Annotated in this window: 16 protein-coding genes; 12 read left to right on the forward strand and 4 right to left on the reverse strand. The window is 64.9% G+C overall.

What is annotated here, in order from left to right; translation table 11 throughout:
* Window positions 1-14: 14 nt before the first annotated feature.
* On the reverse strand, window positions 15-2,807 hold the full coding sequence (gene glnE, locus GCT13_RS02515) for a bifunctional [glutamate--ammonia ligase]-adenylyl-L-tyrosine phosphorylase/[glutamate--ammonia-ligase] adenylyltransferase (protein WP_152755203.1): 2,793 nt from the start codon (window positions 2,805-2,807) through the stop codon (window positions 15-17).
* Between the two features lie 186 nt (window positions 2,808-2,993).
* Here glnE and GCT13_RS02520 point away from each other — a divergent pair, with 186 nt between their 5' ends.
* The 6 genes from GCT13_RS02520 (at window position 2,994) to GCT13_RS02545 (ending at window position 12,118) form a co-directional block, all read left to right on the forward strand.
* Window positions 2,994-7,229 (forward strand): YhdP family protein, encoded by a 4,236-nt coding sequence (locus GCT13_RS02520; protein ID WP_152755204.1) that lies wholly within the window; start codon window positions 2,994-2,996, stop codon window positions 7,227-7,229.
* A gap of 167 nt (window positions 7,230-7,396) precedes the next feature.
* On the forward strand, window positions 7,397-8,245 hold the full coding sequence (locus tag GCT13_RS02525) for a carbon-nitrogen hydrolase family protein (RefSeq protein WP_152755205.1): 849 nt from the start codon (window positions 7,397-7,399) through the stop codon (window positions 8,243-8,245).
* 99 nt (window positions 8,246-8,344) lie between these two features.
* Window positions 8,345-9,811: a metalloprotease TldD gene (gene tldD / locus GCT13_RS02530; RefSeq protein WP_152755206.1), complete on the forward strand. Its 1,467-nt coding sequence runs from the start codon at window positions 8,345-8,347 to the stop codon at window positions 9,809-9,811.
* A 385-nt stretch (window positions 9,812-10,196) separates the two neighbouring features.
* On the forward strand, window positions 10,197-11,270 hold the full coding sequence (aroG, locus tag GCT13_RS02535; RefSeq protein WP_152755207.1) for a 3-deoxy-7-phosphoheptulonate synthase AroG: 1,074 nt from the start codon (window positions 10,197-10,199) through the stop codon (window positions 11,268-11,270).
* Window positions 11,271-11,447: 177 nt separating this feature from the next.
* The gene (locus GCT13_RS02540) at window positions 11,448-11,786 is read left to right on the forward strand and encodes a type II toxin-antitoxin system RelE/ParE family toxin (protein WP_152755208.1); all 339 of its coding nucleotides are present in this window, start codon (window positions 11,448-11,450) and stop codon (window positions 11,784-11,786) included.
* Window positions 11,783-12,118: a helix-turn-helix domain-containing protein gene (locus tag GCT13_RS02545; protein WP_152755209.1), complete on the forward strand. Its 336-nt coding sequence runs from the start codon at window positions 11,783-11,785 to the stop codon at window positions 12,116-12,118. Before GCT13_RS02540 ends, GCT13_RS02545 begins: the two co-directional genes overlap by 4 nt.
* Window positions 12,119-12,234: 116 nt before the next feature.
* Here GCT13_RS02545 and GCT13_RS02550 read toward each other — a convergent pair whose 3' ends face one another.
* Complete coding sequence (locus tag GCT13_RS02550) at window positions 12,235-12,801, reverse strand: cob(I)yrinic acid a,c-diamide adenosyltransferase (protein ID WP_152755210.1); 567 nt, start codon at window positions 12,799-12,801, stop codon at window positions 12,235-12,237.
* A 228-nt stretch (window positions 12,802-13,029) separates the two neighbouring features.
* Between GCT13_RS02550 and GCT13_RS02555 the strand changes: the two genes are divergently transcribed.
* The 6 genes from GCT13_RS02555 to proC all read left to right on the forward strand — a co-directional run bounded on the left by GCT13_RS02555 (window position 13,030) and on the right by proC (window position 20,268).
* Window positions 13,030-14,445, forward strand: a complete 1,416-nt coding sequence (locus GCT13_RS02555; RefSeq protein ID WP_321574165.1) for an FAD-binding oxidoreductase — start codon at window positions 13,030-13,032, stop codon at window positions 14,443-14,445.
* 64 nt (window positions 14,446-14,509) lie between these two features.
* Complete coding sequence (locus GCT13_RS02560; RefSeq protein WP_152755212.1) at window positions 14,510-16,015, forward strand: FAD-linked oxidase C-terminal domain-containing protein; 1,506 nt, start codon at window positions 14,510-14,512, stop codon at window positions 16,013-16,015.
* Between the two features lie 232 nt (window positions 16,016-16,247).
* On the forward strand, window positions 16,248-17,336 hold the full coding sequence (gene glcE, locus GCT13_RS02565; RefSeq protein WP_152755213.1) for a glycolate oxidase subunit GlcE: 1,089 nt from the start codon (window positions 16,248-16,250) through the stop codon (window positions 17,334-17,336).
* A gap of 7 nt (window positions 17,337-17,343) precedes the next feature.
* Entirely contained in the window at window positions 17,344-18,570 is a 1,227-nt protein-coding gene (gene glcF, locus GCT13_RS02570; RefSeq protein WP_152755214.1) for a glycolate oxidase subunit GlcF, read from the forward strand.
* A gap of 171 nt (window positions 18,571-18,741) precedes the next feature.
* Complete coding sequence (locus GCT13_RS02575; protein ID WP_152755215.1) at window positions 18,742-19,440, forward strand: YggS family pyridoxal phosphate-dependent enzyme; 699 nt, start codon at window positions 18,742-18,744, stop codon at window positions 19,438-19,440.
* Between the two features lie 12 nt (window positions 19,441-19,452).
* Window positions 19,453-20,268, forward strand: a complete 816-nt coding sequence (gene proC / locus GCT13_RS02580; RefSeq protein WP_152755216.1) for a pyrroline-5-carboxylate reductase — start codon at window positions 19,453-19,455, stop codon at window positions 20,266-20,268.
* 87 nt (window positions 20,269-20,355) lie between these two features.
* On the opposite strand, the gene ubiA is transcribed toward proC, so the two are convergent.
* Together ubiA and GCT13_RS02590 are read right to left on the reverse strand one after the other, a co-directional pair.
* Window positions 20,356-21,219, reverse strand: a complete 864-nt coding sequence (ubiA, locus tag GCT13_RS02585; protein WP_152755217.1) for a 4-hydroxybenzoate octaprenyltransferase — start codon at window positions 21,217-21,219, stop codon at window positions 20,356-20,358.
* A gap of 181 nt (window positions 21,220-21,400) precedes the next feature.
* Window positions 21,401-21,889 (reverse strand): Dps family protein, encoded by a 489-nt coding sequence (locus GCT13_RS02590; RefSeq protein ID WP_087732581.1) that lies wholly within the window; start codon window positions 21,887-21,889, stop codon window positions 21,401-21,403.
* Between the last annotated feature and the right edge of the window lie 98 nt (window positions 21,890-21,987).

Genomic DNA, 21,987 nt, shown 5'->3' on the forward strand with positions numbered 1-21,987 from the left:
CAGCACGCGAGCCGCTATCCGAACACCCGCTTCCACAAGCGCAATACGGCCTCGCGTTCTTTCCCGACGGTCTGCGGCTCGACGCGCGCCTTCTCCATGCCGTCGAGCCGCAGCTTGTGCTGCAGCTTGCGATACGTCCGGTAAGCCGCGCCGACGGTATCCGCCTCCTCTCCGCTCATCAGGCCGAAGCGCGACACTTCGCGCAGCAACGCGATGTTGCCGGTGTTGCGGATCAGCTCGGGATCGCGTGCCGCATGCAGCAGCACCCAGTACTGCACGGCGAACTCGATATCGACCATGCCGCCGCGATCGTGCTTCAGATCGAACAGCTCGGTGCGGTTCGGATGGCCCTCTTCGACACGCCGGCGCATATCGACGATCTCAGTTGCAAGCGCAGCCGCGTCGCGCGGCGTCGTCAGCACCTGCTCGCGGATCGCCTCGAACTTCGCGCCAATCTCGGCATCGCCCGCGCAATAGCGCGCACGCGTGAGCGCCTGGTGCTCCCAGACCCATGCCGTATTGGCCGCGTCGCCTTCGCGCAGCTGATAGCGGCGAAATGCGTCGAGGTCAGTGACGAGCAGACCCGATTCGCCGTTCGGACGCAGCCGCAAGTCGACGTCGAACAGAATGCCCGCGCCCGTCGCCGTCGTGAGCCACGTGATCAGACGGCGCGTGAACGTCGCGTAGATGTCGGACGCGTTGTCGTCCGGGTCGTCGTAGAGAAAGATCAGATCGAGATCCGATGCGTAGCCGAGCTCCTTTCCGCCGAGCTTGCCGTACGCGATGATCGCGAAGCGCGGCACCTCGCGATGGCGCTTCGCAAGCTGGTTCCAGACGGCTTCGATCGTCACGTCGAGCACGGCGTCCGCGAGTTCGGACAGACGGTCGCTGACGTGCTCGACGCTCAGCTTGCCCGCCAGATCGATCAGCAGAATGCGGAACACTTCGGCCTGATGCGCGTGGCGCAGCAGATCCATCTGCTGTTCGACGCCGTCGGCCGCCGCGAGCCGCGCACGCAGCGCACGCTTGAACTCGGGCCAGTCGAACGGGCTCGCCATTGCTTCGTCGTCGAGCAGCTCGTCGAGCAGTTGCGGATGGCGAATCAGATAGCCGGCCGCCCAGCGCGACGCGCCCAGCACCGACAGCACGCGATGCAGCGCCTGCGGGTACTCCGTCAGCAGCGCGAGATACGCGCCGCGCCGTCCGACGCCTTCGAGCAGATCGAACAGGCGCACGAGAATGTCGGCCCGCCGCTCGGGCGGCTCCAGCGTGCGCGCGGCCTCGAGCGCGCGCTGCGCGACGATGTCGAAGCGCTGCCGGCTGCGCTCCGCGAGACCCGCATAGCGCGACGACTGCCACACGGCTTTGAGACGCGCGAGCAGATCGCCTGGCGCGTCGATGCCCAGCTCGACGAGGCGCGCGGCGAGCGCTTCGTCGGCGCCGTCGTCGGCGAGCGCGCTGCTCCAGACCCACGCCGCCGCGCCGTCTTCGGGCACGCCGCAGCCACCCTGCCCGCTCACCTTGTCGGCGAAAATCTGGTCGAACTGCTGTTCGACCAGCTCGCGATGCGCTTCGAGCTTCGCCATCAGCGACGCGTAGTCGTCGAAGCCCATCGACTTCGCGAGATGCGCGCGCTCGCCGGAATCGACGGGCATCGCGTGGGTCTGCGCGTCGTTGCGGTATTGCAAGCGGTGTTCGAGCTCGCGCAGAAACAGATACGCGCTCGACAGATCCGCGCACACTTCCGGCGAAACGAGACCGCGCGCGGCCGCATGCGTCAGCACGGCGAGCGTCGGACGCACGCGAAAGCCCGCGTCCTGGCCGCCGCGTATCAGCTGGAACACCTGCGCGCTGAACTCGATCTCGCGGATGCCGCCGCGGCCGAGCTTGATGTCATCGGCCTTGTCGGGCCGCATCGACGCGCGCCGCTGCGCTTCCTGGCGAATCTGCAGGTGCAGCGAACGGATCGCGCTGATCACGCCGAAGTCCAGGTAGCGGCGATAGACGAACGGCTTCACGATCGAGTCGAGCTGCTTCGAGAGCCTGCGCGCCGGCTCGCTTGCCAGCGCGGACACGAGCCGCCCTTTGATCCACGCGTAGCGTTCCCATTCGCGGCCCTGCACGTAGAAATATTCTTCGAGCATGCCGAGACTGCACACGAGCGGCCCCGAATCGCCATTCGGCCGCAGCCGCATGTCGACGCGAAACACGTAGCCGTCGGCCGTCACTTCGGCGAGCGCCGCGATCAGCCGCTTGCCGAGTCGCGTGAAGAAGTCCTGCGTCGCGATGGGCGAGCGCTGGCCGCCCGTCGTCTCGCCGTCGTCTTCGTAGACGAAGATCAGGTCGATGTCCGACGATACGTTCAGCTCGCGCCCACCCAGCTTGCCCATGCCGACCACGCCGAGCGACAGCCGCTCGCCCTGCGAGCCGCGCGGCTCGCCAAAGAGCGCTTCGAGATCGGCGGAAACGACGGCCATCGCGCGCTGGATCGTCGCTTCGGCGAGGTCGGTCATCGTGCCCGTCACTTCGGCCACGTCGGCCGCGCCCGTCAGGTCGCGTTCCATCACTGCGCAAAACACTTCAGTACGAAGCTGACGCAGCGCCTTTTTCAACGCGTCTTCGGAAAGCGGCGCATCGAGCGCCGCCCGCAATGCGCCAGCAAGCGCGTCGAGCCGCGCGTCGATGCGCTGCCGGTTGATGGGCGCCGCCGCCAGCGCCGCGACGCGCGCCGCGAGATCGGGTTGCGCCGCATTGGCACGCGATGCGTAGTGCGAATAGCTGGAACTCAACAGGGATGGTTCGGTCATCAAAGATCTGGCTCGCTTGTTGCTGAATTGCGGCTGAGGTGTCTCGCGGCCGTTGCTCGCGCAACCCGCCGGCACCCCGTGTGGCCTTGCGCACACCCGCTGCGCCTCACGGCCTTGGCGGCTGGCCCGTGTGATACATTTCGTCGTTAGAACCGCAAAACTACCATATGCCTACCCCGTCGCAGCATGTCCGAGCGAAACTCATCCGCCGACCCGCATGAAGCCGGACGCGTCAAGCCCGTAGGCGGAAGCGATCATGTGGTGCTGCGCCATACGCTGCGAGTCCTGCTCAGTATTGCGCTCTTCCTGTACTTCGTCGTTCTGCTGGCCGTGCTCGGCCTGCGCTACCTCGTGCTGCCGTACGCCGACTCCTTCCGGCCGAGAATCGAGACAGCCGTTTCCGAAAAGATCCACGCCCAGCTCAGGATCGGCAAGCTTGCGCCGCATTGGACAGGCTTCCAGCCAGGACTCGAAGCCACCAACGTCACCATCACCAATCGCGACGGCAAGGTCGCACTGATGATCCCGCATGCGAGCGCGACCGTGTCGTGGTCGTCCGTCTGGAAGCTCGCGCCCATTCTTTCCAGCGTGATCATCGACAAGCCGGACCTGCTCATCGAGCGCGAGACGGACGGCTCGCTCACCATCGCGGGCGTGACGGTGCCGACGGTTCACACAGGCAACGACACGTTCAGCACCTGGCTGTTGCGCCAGCAGGCGATGATCCTGCGCGGCGGCACGCTGCGCTGGCACGATACCCGCCGCGACGCGCCCGAGATTGCACTGCAGAATATCCGGCTCGCCATTCTCAGCGACGGCTACGATCACAAGCTTGCGCTCCAGGCACCGCCCGACGGCAAGGTGCTGTTCGGTCCGCTCGACTTCCGCGCGCACTTCCGTCACGCGCGCCTCGGGGCAATGGGCAAGCCGATCAACTGGACGGGTGAGGCGTATATCTCGACGGGCCCCGTCGATCTGCCGATGCTCGCCCGCTACATGGATTTCCCGATCGAAACCTACGCCGGCCGCATCGACAACGCGATCTGGCTGCAGTTCACGCAAGGCCGCGTGAGGTCCGCGGCCGGTGAGCTGTCGGGCAACAGCATCGCGCTGCGCGTGAAGCCGACACAACCGAAACTCGACGTGCCCGTCGCGCGTTTTTCGTGGGCCGTCGCGCACGACGCGGACGAATGGACGCTCGATCTGCGCGATCTGCGCGCCGAACTCGGGCAACCGCCGCTCGACGACGGCACGCCCGTCGCGCGCATCCTCGCCTTCCATACGCTGTCGAGCCGTTACCGGGTGCCGAGCGTGCAGCACGGACAACTGATCAGCATCACGGGCGATCGCGTCGACCTGGGCATCCTCGCTGAATTCAGTCGCGCGCTGCCGCTGCCGAGGCGCCTTTTGAACAACCTCGTGCGCTACAACCCGCGCGGTCTCGTCGCGGACTACACGATCGAAGTCGAGCGCGGCAAGCCCGATTCGGGCGAAGCCGCGAGCGAGCATCGCGAGCCGGGCGCGGAGCCGATCATCCGCTATCGCTTCAAGGGCGATCTGCAGGGCATCAGCATCGCCGCGCAGGAGCCGCCGCCGGGCCTCACCGCGAGAAATCACCCACGCGCGGGCATTCCGGGCATAGAGAATCTGTGGGGCAACGTCGACGCCGACGAACGGCACGGCGCGCTCACCATCGACACGGCGAACGCGGCGATCACGATGCCTGGCGTGTTCGACGATCCGCGCCTCACGCTCGACCATCTGAGCGGCAAGGGCACATGGACGATCGCACCCGCCGTCGCGCCGGGGCAACGGCACAAGGCGTTCGATGTGCAGGTATCGGAGCTGAAAGTGTCGAACGCGGACACGGCCGCGACGGCGACGGCCAGCTATTCGAACATCGGCAGCGGGCGCGGCTCGCTCGATCTGAAGGCCGGGTTCGAGCGCGCGCAGGTCGCGCGCATCACGCGCTATCTGCCGACCAGCATCAGCGAAAAGCTGCGCATCTATCTGGGCCACGGCTTGCAGGCGGGCATGTCGCGCGGCGCGACGATCGAAATTCACGGCAATCTCGACAAATTCCCCTATTCGCGCGATCCGAAGGCGGGCATCTTCCGGATCGTCGCGCCGTTCAAGGGCGGCCGCTTCGATCCGTCGCCGTACCCGCCGCGCACGCTGAAGAACGGCACGCCGAACGTATGGCCCGCGCTCGACGGCATCGACGGCGAGTTCCAGCTGAAAGAGAACCTGCTGCGCTTCGACGCCGAGCGCGCCCATTACAAGCGCATCGCGTTGAACAAGGTGACGGGCAAGATCGACGACCTGGGCACGCGCGCATCGAGCCTCGTCATCACGGGCGACGCGCACGGGCCGCTCGCCGACATGCTCGACTACGTGAACAACAGCGCGCTCGGCGGCATGGCGAAACATCAGACGGAAAAGATCCATGCCGACGGCCCTGCCGCACTCGCGCTCAAGCTGACGGTGCCGCGCACGTTGCCCCCGCCTGGCGCCCCGCCGAAGCCGCGCGTCGCGGTGGAGGGCTCGCTTGCGTTTGAGAACGACAGGCTGTCGATGGACAATGTCCCGCCGCTGTCGCAACTGCGCGGCAAGGTGCGCTTCACCGAGCACACGGCGCAGGTCGACGGGCTCACCGGGCAGTTCATGGGCGGCGACGTGCGCGCGAAAGGCGGACTGAACGCGAGCGGCGCGTACGCACTCGACGTGTCCGGGCATGTCGCCGTCGATGCCGCACGCGGACTGAACCTGCGCGGCCTGCCTGCGCAGGTGTTGACGCGGATGAACGGCAGCGCGCCGTACGACATGAGCGTACGCGGCGCCAAAGGCCGCTTGCCGGATGTCGCCGTTCATTCGGACCTGACGGGGCTCGCGCTCGATTTCCCTGCGCCGTTCAACAAGCCGATCGGCACGCCGATGCCGCTCGATTTCACGTTCCGGCCGACTGTTTCGAACGAAGGCGGCAGCGCTGTCGTGGAAGGCAACGGCAACAGCAACGGCATCCAGCGCGCCGATCTCACCTTTGGCCCGATCGCGGCGACCTATCTGCTCCGGCACGCGCCCGGCCAGCCGCCCGAAGTCGTGCGCGGCGCCGTCGGCGTGAACCGGCCGGCCGATCTGCCGTCGGAAGGTGTGACGGCCGCCGTCGACATCGACGCGCTCGACGCCGACGCCTGGCGCGCCCTCTTCCTGCAGATGCGCAAGGCGAACGAAGGCGTCGCGCCGATGCCGCCCAGCGCGACGGCCGTGCAGTTCATGCCGAACCGCTTCGCCGTGCACATCGGCACGCTGACGCTGCTCAAGCGCCGCTGGGAAAGCGTGGTGGTCGGCGCGTCGCGCTACGACAAGCAGTGGCAGGCGAACATCGCATCGAATCAGGTGTCGGGTCACGTGTCGTGGCTGCCGGGCGCGACGCCGGGCTCACCGGGCACGCTGCAGGCGCGCCTCGCCCGGCTCGTGATTCCATCCGTGGCCGAAAACGATCTGCTCGGTCCGGCCATCAACCAGCCGGCGCAGAACATTCCGTCGATCGATCTCGTCGTCAACGAGCTGATCGTGCGCGGGCGCAATTTCGGCAAGCTCGAAGTCAACGCGCACAACTTCGAGGACAACGGCACGCCCGTCTGGCAACTCGATTCGCTGCAAATCAGCAACCCGGCCGCGACGCTCAAGGCGACGGCGAACTGGCGCACGGGCCGCAACTACGGCGCGAACCAGGACGACGAGGCCGAACGCAGCACCGAACTCGATTTCAAGCTCGACGTCAAGGATGCAGGCGCGCTGCTCGAGCGCGCGGGACTGCCGCGCACGCTGAAGGCGGGCGAAGGATCGGTGTCGGGCAAGCTCGGCTGGCGCGGCGGTCCCACGAAACCCGACTATCCGACGCTGAACGGCAACCTCGCCGCCGATCTGCGGCACGGACAGATTCTCAAGGTCGATCCGGGCGTCGCGAAGCTGCTCGGCGTGCTGAGCCTGCAAAGCCTCGCGCGCTACGCGACGATGGATTTCCGCGACGTGATCGGCGAAGGGCTGCCGTTCGAGCACGTGACGGGCACAGCACGGGTCGAGAACGGCATCGGCACGACGAACGACTTCGAGATGGTGACGGCGCCCGCGCGGGCCCAAATGAAGGGCTCCGTCGACCTGCCGCACGAAACGCAGGACCTGAAGGTGCATATCGTGCCGACCGTCAGCGCGGGCGCGGGCGTTGTCGCGGCGGCCGTGATCAACCCGCTGCTCGGGCTGGGCGCGCTGGTCGCCGACATCGCGCTGTCACATTCGATCGAGCATGCGTTCGCGGTCGATTACGCGATCACCGGTTCGTGGGCCAAGCCGCACGTCGAGCGGGTCCATACCGATCGCGGTAATATGAACACGCCCGCCGCCGTCGCGGCGCCCAACTGAGCGAAGCGCACGCCTGACCAGCCCGGACACTGCATGGCACGTGCCCGTGTCGGCCGCACGGAAGTGCAGAGCCGCTGCTGGCGTCCCTTTTCCGCAGTGCCCCGGTGCCGTGCTTTTGCGCCGTTCCCTTTGGCAGGAGTCTTTTGGCAGGAGTCTTTCGAACGCCTATGAGCGACCTGAACACGCAGTCCGCGAAGTCATTCCCTCACGCTGGCCCTTTCCGCGTCGCCGCGCTGCAGATGGTGAGCACGCCGGAGCGCGACCGCAATCTCGCCGATGCCGAACGCCTGATCGCGCAGGCCGCCGCCGATGGCGCGCAGCTCGTCCTGTTGCCCGAGTACTTCTGCTTCATGGGCTACAAGGAAACCGACAAGCTCACCGTGCGCGAACCCTACGGCGACGGCCCGATCCAGCGCTTTCTCGCCGACGCTGCGCGCCGGCACAAGGTGTGGGTCATCGGCGGCACCCTGCCTTTGATGGCGCCCGAAGCGACGCGCGTGCTGAACACGACGCTCGTCTTCGATCCGCAAGGCAACGAGGCCGCGCGCTACGACAAGATCCACCTGTTCAACTTCGAGAAGGGCGAGGAATCGTTCGACGAAGCACGCACGATTCGCCCCGGCGACACCGTCCGCACGTTCGACGCGCCGTTCGGGCGCGTGGGCCTCTCCGTCTGCTACGATCTACGCTTTCCCGAGCTGTACCGGCGCATGGGTGACTGCGCGCTGATCGTCGTGCCGTCCGCATTCACATATACGACGGGCCGCGCGCACTGGGAAACGCTGCTGCGCGCGCGGGCCGTCGAGAACCAGTGCTACGTGCTCGCTGCCGCGCAAGGCGGCAAGCACGAGAATGGCCGGCGCACGTGGGGCCACAGCATGCTGATCGACCCGTGGGGCGAAATCGTCGACGTGCGCGACGAAGGCGCGGGCGTCGTCGCGGGCAATATCGAGCGCTCACGCATCGACGAAGTCCGGCAAAGCCTGCCGGCCTGGCGTCACCGCGTGCTCAGCTGACGACGTTTGATTTGAGCCGCATGCATTGAAAGTGCCGCAGCCGTCACCCACCTGACGGGTGTGCACGCAACCGAATACCCTGAATCGAGCGAACTTCGCATGAACATCATCGAACCCAGCATCCGTAATCTCGCGACGGCCAAAGACGTGCTCCTCACGCCCTACGGCCTCGACGAAGCCGTGCTGACCCGCACGCTCGCCGAGATCTTTACGCATCGCGTCGATTACGCCGACCTCTATTTCCAGGCGACGCGCAGCGAGGCCTGGAGCCTGGAGGAAGGCATCGTCAAATCGGGCAGCTTCAGCATCGACCAGGGCGTCGGCGTGCGCGCCGTGTCCGGCGACCGCACGGCCTTCGCGTATTCGGACGACCTGTCGCCCGAAGCGATTCGCCAAGCCGCGATCGCGACGCGCGCGATCGCCAAGGCGGGCGGCGGCAAGCAGAAGATCAAGGCGGCGTCGACGTTGACGGGCGTGTCCGGGCGCGATCTCTATCTGCCGTCCGATCCGCTGCATTCGCTCGACGCTACGGCCAAGGTCAAGCTGCTCGAACGCATCGAGCAGATGGCGCGCGGCCGCGACCCGCGCATCACGCAGGTGATGGCGGGGCTTGCGGGCGAATACGACGTGGTGCTGGTCGCGCGCAGCGACGGTGCGCTGGCGGCGGACATCCGCCCGCTCGTGCGCGTGTCGGTGACTGTGATCGCGGAGCAGAATGGCCGCCGCGAAATCGGCAGCGGCGGTGGCGGCGGCCGCTACGACTACAGCTATTTCACCGACGACATCCTGTCGAAGTACGTGGATGACGCGGTTCACGCGGCGCTCGTCAATCTCGATGCGCGTCCGGCGCCCGCGGGCGCGATGACGGTCGTGCTCGGACCGGGCTGGCCTGGCGTGCTGCTGCACGAAGCGATCGGCCACGGCCTCGAAGGCGACTTCAACCGCAAGGGATCGTCCGCGTTCGCGGGCCGCATCGGCGAGCAGGTCGCGGCCAGGGGCGTCACCGTCGTCGACGACGGCACGCTGCCGAACCGCCGTGGTTCGCTGAACATCGACGACGAAGGCAACCCGACGCAGTGCACGACGCTGATCGAAGACGGCATTCTGAAGGGCTATATCCAGGACACGCTGAACGCGCGTCTGATGAAGATGCCCGTGACGGGCAACGCGCGCCGCGAATCGTACGCCGCGCTGCCGATGCCGCGCATGACCAACACGTACATGCTCAACGGCGACAAGGACCCGCAGGAAATCATCGCGTCCGTGAAGAACGGGCTGTACGCGGTGAACTTCGGCGGCGGCCAGGTCGACATCACGAACGGCAAGTTCGTGTTCTCGGCGTCCGAGGCGTACATGATCGAAGACGGCAAGATCACCTATCCCGTCAAGGGCGCGACGCTGATCGGCAGCGGCCCGGAATCGCTCAAGTACGTGAGCATGATCGGCAACGATATGTCGCTGGATACGGGCGTCGGCGTGTGCGGCAAGGAAGGCCAGAGCGTGCCCGTCGGCGTGGGCCAGCCGACGCTGCGCATCGAGAAGATGACAGTCGGCGGCACGGTCTGATTTCGCATGGTCCGCAGATTTCGTGCATCAACCACGCGAAATGTGCGGATTTTCCGCATTTTCAGCGCCCATAGCTTGCCAGCCGAGCAATCCTCGGGGTATAAAGCGAATCAACCCTTTTGACGAGCCCTCCTTTTTCGCCATGTCCGCCAAGTTTTACTTTTATTTCTTTTGGGCATCTCAGACCGCTGGCGGATCGAGAGGGGTGTGAACGTACATAGGCACCTGAAATTCCCGAAAAAACCGCCAGCGAGTCTGGCGGTTTTTTTTCGTCCCTAACGACTTTGACTTTGACCGTTTTAGCTTGTTGACCTGTTCGCTGCGGCGCCGTCGTTGAATCGCAGACCGCGCGAACCGCGCTACGAACCGAATCGAGGAGAAAACCATGCCCCCGCACAATACCGACGATGTCCGCATCCGCGAACTGAAGGAACTGACGCCGCCCGCTCACCTGATCCGCGAATTCCCCTGCGACGAGAAGGTGTCCGACCTGATCTTCAACGCGCGCTCGTCGATGCATCGGATTCTGCACGGCATGGACGACCGTCTGATCGTCATCATCGGACCCTGCTCGATTCACGACCCGAAGGCCGCGATGGAATATGCAGGCCGCCTGATCGAACAGCGCACACGCTTCGCGAGCGAACTCGAGATCGTGATGCGCGTGTACTTCGAGAAGCCGCGCACGACGGTGGGCTGGAAAGGCCTCATCAACGATCCGTACATGGACAACAGCTTCAAGATCAACGACGGCCTGCGCGCCGCGCGCGAACTGCTGATGAAGATCAACGAGTTGGGCCTGCCCGCAGGCACCGAATATCTCGACATGATCAGCCCGCAATACATCGCCGATCTGATATCGTGGGGCGCGATCGGCGCGCGCACGACGGAATCGCAGGTGCATCGCGAACTCGCGTCGGGACTGTCGTGTCCCGTCGGCTTCAAGAACGGCACGGACGGCAACGTGAAGATCGCCGTCGACGCGATCAAGGCCGCGTCGCAGCCACACCATTTCCTGTCGGTGACGAAGGGCGGCCACTCGGCCATCGTATCGACGGCGGGCAATGAGGACTGCCATATCATTCTGCGCGGCGGCAAGGTGCCGAACTACGACGCCGACAGCGTGAACGCCGCGTGCACCGACATCGGCAAGGCGGGCCTCGCCGCGCGCCTGATGATCGACGCAAGCCACGCGAACAGCTCGAAGAAGCACGAGAACCAGATTCCCGTGTGCGCGGATATCGGCCGCCAGATCGCGGCGGGCGACGAGCGGATCGTCGGCGTGATGGTGGAATCGCACCTCGTCGCGGGCCGCCAGGACCTCCAAGAGGGCTGTGCGCTGACGTACGGCCAGAGCATCACCGATGCATGCATCGGCTGGGACGACAGCGTGGCCGTGCTCGAAGGTCTCGCGGATGCCGTCAAGCAACGGCGCGTCGCGCGCGGCAGCGGCAACTGACCATCATTACTTCACGCAGACTTTGCCCGGCTCATGCAGCCGGGCATTTTTTTGGCCATTCGGCCGAATCGCGCTTCATGTGCTGCTTCTGTACCTTCGAATCTCGTGCCGGTGTTTGCGAAAAGGCGTTGAACACTGGGGAAATTGGGTATAAAATTTTGTACATGAAGAGAGCACATGGAGCTCGAAAAAGAGATTCGCTGGATCGGCTCCAGCTATGACGATCTGCTTTCGTTTCCGGATGAACCTCGCCGCCAGGCAGGCTTTCAGCTCGCCAAGGTTCAGGCGGGTCTCGATCTGGACAACTGGAAGCCGTTCGATATCGTCGGCGCGGGCACGCGTGAAATTCGCATCAGCGAACAGGAAGGTGCTTTTCGCGTGATGTACGTCGCCAAGTTTGTCGAAGCCGTATATGTACTGCACTGCTTCCAGAAGAAGACCCAGGCAACCAGCCGGCATGACGGGGAAATCGCCGAAGCGCGTTATCGCGCCGCGGCCAATGTGAGGAAAGTATGAAGACCATCGACACCAGGATCCGTCATGTCACGAAACCGGGCGCGAATCTGTTTCTCGAACTCGGCTTCCCCGCAGACGAAGCAAAACGGCTGCACGCCGCATCGCAGAAGCAGATCAACGACACGCGCCTGCTCAAGGAACAGTTGATGACCGAACTGTCCACGTGGATCGAACAGCATCATCTGAAGCAGTCCGAGGCTGCGGAAATCCTGATGGTGTCGCGGCCGCGCGTGTCGGATGTCGTCAACAAGAAGACCTCGAAATTCACGATCGATACGCTCGTCGAAATGATGAGCCGTATCGGCAAGCCAGTCACGCTCGCGGTCGGCTGAGCGGGCTGCCCGTCGCTTCGCTTTTTGTCGCGCTCGTTGTCAAGCTCTTCGTCGCGCTCTTCGTCAGGCTTTTTGCCGAGCTTCTTGCGAGACTGGCCGTGCCCTTGCCTGCCTCGCTAGCCACCTTTGCTTTTCGACCCTCGGTCGTGTTGCCACAGCACATCGCTGCCGCCATCCACCCGGTTGAGTACGCGAGCCAGCACGAACAGCAGATCGGACAGCCGGTTCACATATCGACGCGGCGCCGCGTTGATCGTGTCGACGGCGCCAAGCGCGACGATAGAGCGCTCAGCCCGCCGGCAAACCGTCCGGCACACATGCGCGAGCGAGGCAGCGCGCGTGCCCGCCGGCAGGATGAACTCCTTGAGCGGCGGCAAGGTCGCGTTGTATTCGGCGAGCCAGGCATCCAGCTGCGCGAGATGCGTATCGGCGATCATCGAATGGCCCGGAATGCATAGCTCGCCGCCTAGATCGAACAGATCGTGCTGGATCGCCGTCAGCGCGGCACGCACGCCGTCGGGCAATCTCTCGCACAGCAGCACGCCGATATTCGAGTTCAGTTCATCGACGTCGCCGATCGCGGCAATGCGCGCGTCATCCTTGCGCACGCGGCGGCCGTCGCCGAGACCCGTGGTGCCGTCGTCCCCCGTACGCGTCGCGATCCTGCTCAAGCGGTTGCCCATGATGTGCGTTTCCTTGTGTCAATTGACGATGCCTCCATGCGGATACATCGCGATATGCCATCGCGCTTCATTATAAAGTTGCCGCGCTCGCCGTTCGCGACCGCGCGCGACACTGCGTCAAACACTGGGTCAAAGGCTACATCGAGCCTGCGAGTCCGACGCCCGGCCGCGATCGAAGGGCGTAAAATGGCCATCAACCATCAGAACATTCGCCAACAGGAGACGCAGGTGAACCATCCCGTGCCGCCCACCCCCGTGCGCCGCCCTTTTCCTGCAGAACTACTCACCGCGCTCAAATCGGCATTCGGTGAACGCGTATCGACATCCGACGCCGTTCGTGCCCATCATGGCCGCGACGAATCGCCCTTCGATCCGCAATTGCCCGACGCCGTCGTCTTCGCACGCAACACCGAAGACGTTCAGACCGTCGTCAAGCTGTGCGGTCGGTATGACGTTCCCATCATTCCATATGGCAACGGCTCCTCGCTGGAAGGCCATTTGCTGGCCGTGCAAGGCGGCGTGTCGATCGATCTTTCCGAAATGAACCGCGTGCTGTCGATCAACGCGGAAGATCTGACCGTCACCGTCGAACCCGGCATCTCGCGCAAGCAGCTGAACGAAGCGCTGCGCGACACTGGCCTGTTCTTCCCGATCGATCCGGGCGCGGACGCGAGCATCGGCGGCATGTCGGCAACGCGCGCGTCGGGCACGAATGCCGTGCGTTACGGCACGATGCGCGAGAACGTGCTGGGCCTGACCGTCGTGCTCGCCGATGGCCGCGTGATCCACACGGGCACGCGAGCGCGCAAGTCGTCGGCGGGTTATGACCTGACGCGCCTGTTTGTCGGCTCGGAAGGCACGCTCGGCGTGATCACCGAAATCACCTTGCGCCTCTATCCGCAGCCGGAGGCCGTGTCGGCAGCTGTCTGCGCGTTCCCGTCGATGGGCGACGCCGTACGCGCCGTGATCGAGACGATCCAGATCGGCGTGCCCATCGCGCGCGTCGAGTTCGTCGATTCGCTCGCAATCCGTTCGATCAATCGCCATTCGAATCTGACGCTGCGCGAAGCGCCCACACTGTTCTTCGAGTTTCATGGCACGGAAGCCGGCGTGAAAGAGCAGGCCGAACTCGTGCAGGAAATCGCCGCGCAAAACAGCGGCGAAGACTTCGAATGGGCGACGCGCCCTGAAGACCGCAGCCGCCTGTGGAATGCGCGTCACAGCGCCTACTTCGCGATGCTGCAACTGAAGCCTGGCAGCCGCGCGGTCTCGACCGATGTCTGCGTGCCGATTTCGCGCCTCGCCGAATGCGTGGTCGAAACGGAGGCGGACCTCAAGGGGTCGCCGCTGCCCTGCCCGATCGTCGGACACGTCGGCGACGGCAACTTCCACGTCTGCATTCTGATCGATCCGAACAAGCCGGAAGAGATGGAAGAAGCGGAGCGCCTGAATCACCGCATCGTGCAGCGCGCGCTGCGCATGGACGGCACCTGCACGGGCGAACATGGCGTGGGGCTGCACAAGATGAACTTTCTGCTCGAAGAACACGGTCCCGTCGCAGTCGATGTGATGCGCTCGATCAAGCACTCGCTCGATCCGCGCAACCTGATGAACCCTGGCAAGATCTTTACGTGGGCGGCATAGCGTAACCGCATGTCCGGTCGCGCAGCACAAAGAGGCGCGCGGCCGTCCAACGAGGAGACATTCCATGAACGCACCCGGCGAGCTGTCCTCCGAGCTGTCGCCCGAGATGCTTGCGCAACGTCAGCGCGAGGTCGTGCAGGCGTTGATGGCCGTACTGCCGACCCATTGCCTGCTCTATCGCGAAGAAGACACGGTCGCATACGAATGCGACGGACTTGCCGCGTACCGGCGCTTGCCGCTTGCCGTCGCGCTGCCGGAAACCGAGTCGCAGGTGCAGCGCATCGCGCAGATCTGTCATCGGCTCAATGTGCCCATCGTGCCGCGCGGCGCGGGCACGAGCCTGTCGGGCGGCGCAATGCCGATCCGGAACGGCGTTGTCGTTTCACTCGCGCGCTTTCGCAAAATCATCGAAGTCGATCCGTATGCGCGCACGGCAACCGTGCAGCCCGGCGTGCGCAATCTGTCGATATCGGAAGCGGCTGCGCCTTACGGCCTTTACTACGCGCCCGATCCGTCATCTCAGATCGCCTGCACGATTGGCGGCAACGTCGCGGAAAATTCCGGCGGCGTGCACTGCCTCAAGTACGGCTTGACGGTGCATAACGTAATGCGCGTACGTGCCGTCACGATGGATGGCGAGATCGTCGAATTCGGCTCGCTGAGCCCGGACGCGCCCGGCCTCGATCTGCTGGCCGTCATGATAGGCAGCGAAGGCATGTTCGCGATCGTCACGGAAGTCACCGTCAAGCTGATACCGAAACCGCAGGCCGCGCAAGTCATCATGGCGAGCTTCGACGATGTCGTGAAAGGCGGCGATGCCGTCGCGAGCATCATTGCCGCGGGCATCATCCCCGCCGGCCTCGAAATGATGGACAAACCGGCCACGCGCGCCGTCGAGGAGTTCGTCAACGCCGGCTACGATCTCGATGCGGCCGCGATCCTGCTCTGCGAATCGGACGGCACGCCCGAGGAAGTCAGCGAAGAAATCGTGCGCATGACGGCCGTGCTGCGCGAACACGGCGCGACGCGCATCCAGATCTCGCGCACGGAAGCCGAACGGCTGCGCTTCTGGTCGGGCCGCAAGAACGCGTTTCCGGCCGCCGGCCGCATCTCGCCCGACTACTACTGCATGGACGGCACGGTGCCGCGTCGCAGCATCGGACCGCTGCTCGCGCGTATCGAGGAAATGGAAAAGAAGTACAACCTGCGTTGCATCAACGTGTTCCATGCGGGCGACGGCAACATGCATCCGCTGATCCTGTTCAACGGCAACGACCTCGACGAGTGGCACCGCGCGGAAGCCTTCGGTTGCGACATCCTCGAGACCTGTGTCGAACTGGGTGGCACGGTGACGGGCGAACACGGCGTCGGCATCGAGAAGATCAACTCGATGTGCGTGCAGTTTTCGCCCGAAGAGCACGACGCGTTCCATGCGGTCAAGCGCGCCTTCGATCCCGCGGCACTTCTCAACCCCGACAAGGGCATCCCGACGCGCGCCCGCTGCGCCGAGTACGGCAAGTTGCATGTACGCGGCGGGCTGCTGCCTCATCCCGAACTCCCGCGTTTTTGAGCGCCTGGCCGTCGGTGCCTGGGCCATCCCACGCGCCGCCGGCATTGCGGCCGGTTCCGGCCGATGCTCAGCCTGTCGACCTTTCGGCTCGCAGCAAGCCGCACGTGCACGTTGCCCTTGGACGCCCATAAGGCATAACCAACGCCATCGGATTCGTGATACGGGTCGGAACCGGGTTGCCAGCACGGCTTGCCTCGGTACAATCGAAAGCACTACAACGAAACAACGCATCATGAAAGAGGACGACATCGTCGCCGCGTGGTCGGAACGGGTTCGTGCGGCCACAGCCGCCGAGCAGCCCCTCCGCATCCGTGGCGGTGGCACGAAGGACTGGTACGGCCAGTCATTGCAGGGTGAGGTCCTCGACACGCGCGCGCATCGCGGCATCATTGCGTACGACCCGGCCGAGCTGGTCATCACCGCGCGCGCAGGCACGCCACTCCTCGAAATCGAAGCGGCGCTCGCCGAACATGACCAGATGCTCGCCTTCGAGCCGCCTCACTTTGGCCCGCAGGCGACGCTCGGCGGCTGCATCGCCGCGGGCATCGCCGGTCCGCGCCGCCATTCGGCAGGCGCGCCACGCGACTTTGTGCTCGGCACCGTCGTCATGAACGGCCAGGGGCAAGTGCTCACGTTCGGCGGACAAGTGGTGAAGAACGTCGCCGGTTACGACGTCTCCCGGCTGATGGCCGGATCGCTCGGAACGCTCGGGCTGATTCTCCAGTTGTCGGTCAAAGTGCTGCCGCGTCCGAAGGCCGAAGCGACGCTCAAGTTCGACATGAACGGCACCGATGCCGTGCGCAAGCTCAACGAATGGGGCGGCCGCCCGCTGCCGATCACGGGCAGCGCGTGGCGCAACGGCACCCTGGCCGTGCGGCTGGGCGGAGCGGAAGCGGCCGTCAAGTCGGCGCGCACGTCGCTGGGCGGCGAAGTCGTCGACGCTGTGGAAGCCGAACGCTTCTGGGCCGGCCTTCGCGAACAGACCGATCCGTTTTTCGCGGCCATCGCGCCGAAGTCCGCGCTCTGGCGCCTCGCGCTGCCGACCATCACCGAGCCGCTGCAACTGCCCGGCGCGCAGCTGATGGAATGGGGCGGCGCGCAACGCTGGTGGATCACCGACGCCGACGCGCAGACCGTGCGCATCAGCGCGAAACAGGCGGGCGGCCATGCGACGATCTTCCGAACCGGCCACGGCTACGACCGTGGCGCGGGCGTCTTTACGCCGCTGCCCGCGCCGCTGATGAAGATTCATCGCGGCCTGAAGGCTGCATTCGACCCGGCCCGCATCTTCAATCGCGGCCGGCTGTACCCCGACTTCTGAGCGCGCGATGCAAACCAATCTCGCCGACTTCATTCGCAACACGCCCGACGGCGACGAAGCCGACGCCATCCTGCGCAAATGCGTGCATTGCGGCTTTTGCACCGCCACCTGCCCGACGTATCAACTGCTGGGCGACGAGCTCGACGGGCCGCGCGGCCGCATCTATCTGATCAAGCAGATGGTGGAAGGCGCGCCCGTCACGCGCAGCACGCAACTGCATCTGGACCGCTGCCTCACGTGCCGCAACTGCGAATCGACCTGTCCGTCCGGCGTGCAGTACGGCAGGCTCGTCGAGATTGGCCGCAAGCTCACGGAAGAAAAGGTGCCACGGCCTTTCGGCCAGCGGCTGTTGCGCCGCATGCTCGCGAGCTTCGTGCCGAACAGCACGCTCTTCACGCCCGCGATGCGTATCGGCCAGCACTTCCGTCCGCTGCTGCCGAAGAAGCTGCGCGACAAGGTTCCGCAGCGGCAACGTCAGCTCGAATGGCCGACAGCCATGCATCCGCGCAAGATGCTGATGCTCGCGGGCTGCGTGCAGCCGTCGATGATGCCGAACGTCAACATCGCGACCGCACGCGTGCTGGACGCGCTCGGCATCCAGACCGTCATCGCGCCGGAAGCGGGCTGCTGCGGCGCGATCCGCCTGCACCTCGGCTATAACGACGAAGCGCTGGACGACGTGCGGCAGAACATCGACGCGTGGTGGCCGCATGTCGAACAGGGCGCCGAAGCGATCGTGATGAACGCATCCGGCTGCGGCGCGACCGTCAAGGAGTACGCGCACCTGATGCGCAACGATCCCGCTTACGCGGAGAAAGCGAAGCGCATCGTCGAACTGACGCGCGACATCAGCGAAATCCTGCCCGACTTTGAAGAAGCGCTGACGCCGCTCACGCGCCGCCGCGCGATTCATACTGTCGCGTTTCATCCGCCTTGCACGCTGCAGCACGGCCAGCAGATTCGCGGCAAGGTCGAACAGCTGCTGACGGCGCTCGGCATCGACGTCAGGCTGCCCGTCGACAGCCACCTGTGCTGCGGTTCGGCCGGCACCTATTCGCTCACGCAACCCGCGCTGTCGTACGCGCTGCGCAACCAGAAGCTCGAAAAGCTGAAGGCGCAGGAACCGCAGATCATCGTCTCGGCAAATGTGGGCTGCATCGCGCATCTGCAAAGCGGAACCTCCACTCCTGTCGTGCATTGGATCGAACTCGTCGAGCACATGCTCGCGGCCTGAGCTTGTGTCCTGAGCTTGTGTCCTGTGTTTGTGTCCTGTGTTTGTGTCCTGATCGACAGCATCGCTTGCGGGCGATGCACGCGCAACCTGGCCATTCGGCCAGGTCGTGACGCATGGGAGGCGTCCGTATAATTCGAATCGTCGCCCCCTCGCATCGGTAATCAACGTTTCATGCCCGATCTCGCTCACAACCTCGACGCAGTGCATCAGCGCATCGCCCTCGCCGCGCAGGCGGCGGGCCGCGATCCGCGTTCGATTGCGCTGCTCGCCGTCTCGAAGACGTTTCCCGCCGAAGACGTTCGCGCCGCCCATGCAGCGGGCCAGCACGCTTTCGGCGAAAACTACGTGCAGGAAAGCCAGACGAAAATCGAAGCGCTGTCCGATCTGCGCGCGTCGATCGAATGGCATTTCATCGGACCGCTGCAGTCGAACAAGACGCGCCCCGTTGCCGAACATTTCGACTGGGTGCATTCCGTCGATCGCCTGAAGATCGCGCAGCGGCTGTCCGAGCAGCGGCCCGACAACTTGCCGCCGCTCAATGTATGCCTGCAGGTCAATATCAGCGGCGAAGCATCGAAGAGCGGCGTGACGCCTGAAGAAGCGTTGCATGTCGCGCGCGAAATCGCGTCGCTGCCGAAGTTGCGGCTACGCGGCCTGATGGCGATTCCCGAACCAGCAGGCGATGTCGAACAGCAGCGCGCGCCGCATCGCGCGTTGCGCGAGCTGTTCGAAAAGCTGCGCGCGGAGGGTCTCGAATTCGACACGCTGTCGATGGGCATGTCGGGCGATCTCGAGGCAGCCGTGCTCGAAGGCGCGACGATCGTGCGTGTCGGCACGGCTATCTTCGGCGCCCGTGACTACTCTCACTAACTCCCGTACATCATGAAAATTGCCTTCATCGGCGGCGGCAACATGGCCGCCGCACTCATCGGCGGTCTGATCAAGCGAGGCGTCGCGCCGTCGGACATTCGAGCCATCGATCCCAACGAAGACGCGCGCAAGCGCAACGAACAGCAGTTCGGCGTCGGTACGAGCGCTTCGGCGGATGCATCGCTGAAATCGTTCGATGCCGTCGTGCTCGCCGTGAAGCCGCAGATCGTCAAGGACGTCGCGGCGGCGCTCGCGCCACATCTGTCGCCGTCTCAAGTCGTCATCAGCATCGTCGCGGGTATTCGCGGCGCGGACCTCACGCGCTGGCTCGGCGGTCACGCGCGCCTCGTGCGCACGATGCCGAACACGCCCGCGCTGATCGGCATGGGCGTGACGGGGCTGGTCGCGCTCGGCGGCGTCGACGAAGCGGGACGCGCGCTGGCGTCGCAGGTGCTCGGCGCGGTCGGACAGACGGTATGGTTCGACGACGAAGCGAAGATCGATGCCGTAACGGCCATCTCGGGCAGCGGCCCCGCCTACGTGTTCTACTTCATCGAGGCCATGCAGGAAGCGGCGCGCCAGCTGGGCATGGACGACGAGCAAGGCCGCGCACTCGCCGTCGCGACGTTCACGGGCGCCGCGCAACTCGCCGCGCAATCGGGCGAGCCAGCAAGCGTGCTGCGCGAGCGCGTGACGTCGAAAGGCGGCACGACGGCGGCCGCGCTGGCGTCGTTCGAAGCGCAAGGCGTGAAGGACGCGATCGTGCGCGGCGCACTGGCCGCCGATGCGCGGGCTCGGGAAATGGGAGAGGAATTCGGCAAGCAATGAAGCCCCTTGCCGTTTGACTTAGGCCGACGCTACGGCACGATACCGACAACGCAATCGGCACCGCCGCAGCGCTTTATCGAAAGGCGTTCAGAACGCCTGCGCTGCGTAATGCGCGGCAATACCGGCAAACAACGCGCCCCCCAGCCAGTTGTTATGCCGGAACGCGGCGAAGCACGGCATGCGCTCGCGGTCCTTGATTAGCGTGTAGTGGTACACGGCGCAACCGACAGCAGCGGCGAGGCCGATCCAGTACAGCACGCCGAAGCCGAGCATGATGCCGATGCCGACGTAGATGCCGAGCGTGACCGCATAGCAGATCATGATCGCGAGCACGTCGAAGCGGCCGAATGTCAGCGCGGACGTGCGTATGCCGATCTTGATGTCGTCGTCGCGATCGACCATCGCATACTCGGTGTCGTACGCGACAGACCAGAATACGTTCGCAAGCAGCATCGCCCACGCGAGCAGCGGCACCTGGTTCTGTATCGCGGCGAACGCCATCGGAATGCCGAAGCCGAACGCTATGCCCAGATACGCCTGCGGAATCGCGAAGAAGCGCTTCGTGAACGGATATGTGCCCGCGACGAACAGCGCCGCCACCGACAACTCCTTCGTCAGCGTATTGAGCGGCAGGATCAGCAGGAACGCGAGCAGCGACAGCCCAACCGCCAGCGCCACTGCTTCCCACGCCTTGATCTTGCCTGACGTGATCGGCCGGTTTTCGGTGCGCTTCACGTAGCGGTCGAAATCGCGGTCCGCGTAGTCGTTGATCGCGCAGCCGGCCGAGCGCATCAGCACCGTGCCGATCGTGAAGATCACCAGCAGCGACAACGACGGATGGCCGTCGGAAGCAATCCACAGCGCGTTGAGCGTCGGCCACAGCAGCAGCAGGCTGCCGATCGGCTTGTCCATGCGGACAAGGCGCAGATAAAGCGGGAGTCGGGCGAACATGGCGGTGCGCAGAAATACGGATCCCCGTATTCTAGAGCAGCGCGTGAGAGAAGCCCGACCAGACACGCACGCACGGAAAAGGCGACAAAAAAGCCCGACAGGCTTGCACCCATCGGGCTTCACGTTCACCTGCACAGGCCAACGGCACGTCGAGCCGCGCCAGATGGCCCGCCAAAGCGGATTACGCCAGCATCGAACGCAGCATCCACGCGTTCTTTTCGTGCGTCTGCATGCGCTGCGTCAGCAGGTCGGCTGTCGGCTCGTCGTTGGCGGCGTCCGTCACCGGGAAAATTGCGCGCGCGGTGCGCACGACGGCTTCCTGCCCTTCCACCAGCTGGCGGATCATGTCTTCAGCGGCGGGCACGCCGTCCGCTTCGGCGATCGACGACAGCTTCGCGAATTCCTTATAGCTGCCCGGCGCCGCGACGCCCAGAGCGCGAATGCGCTCGGCGATCAGATCGACGGCGGCGGCCAGTTCCGTGTACTGCGTCTCGAACATCAGATGCAGCGTGTTGAACATGGGACCCGTCACGTTCCAGTGAAAATTGTGGGTCTTCAGATAAAGCGTGTACGTATCGGCGAGAAGGCGCGACAGGCCTTCTGCGATCTTCTTGCGATCCTTGTCGCTGATACCAATGTTGACGTGCGGTACGGCTTCTTTCTTGGCCATGACGACTCCTTCTAAGAGTGATACGAACCTGTCTGCATGCCCGGACTTGCATGTGTGCAGCCCGTCAACGCTCGAACGTCCGCCAGTTTATCTTAGAA

The organism is Paraburkholderia franconis (assembly GCF_009362735.1).
GTDB lineage: Bacteria > Pseudomonadota > Gammaproteobacteria > Burkholderiales > Burkholderiaceae > Paraburkholderia > Paraburkholderia franconis.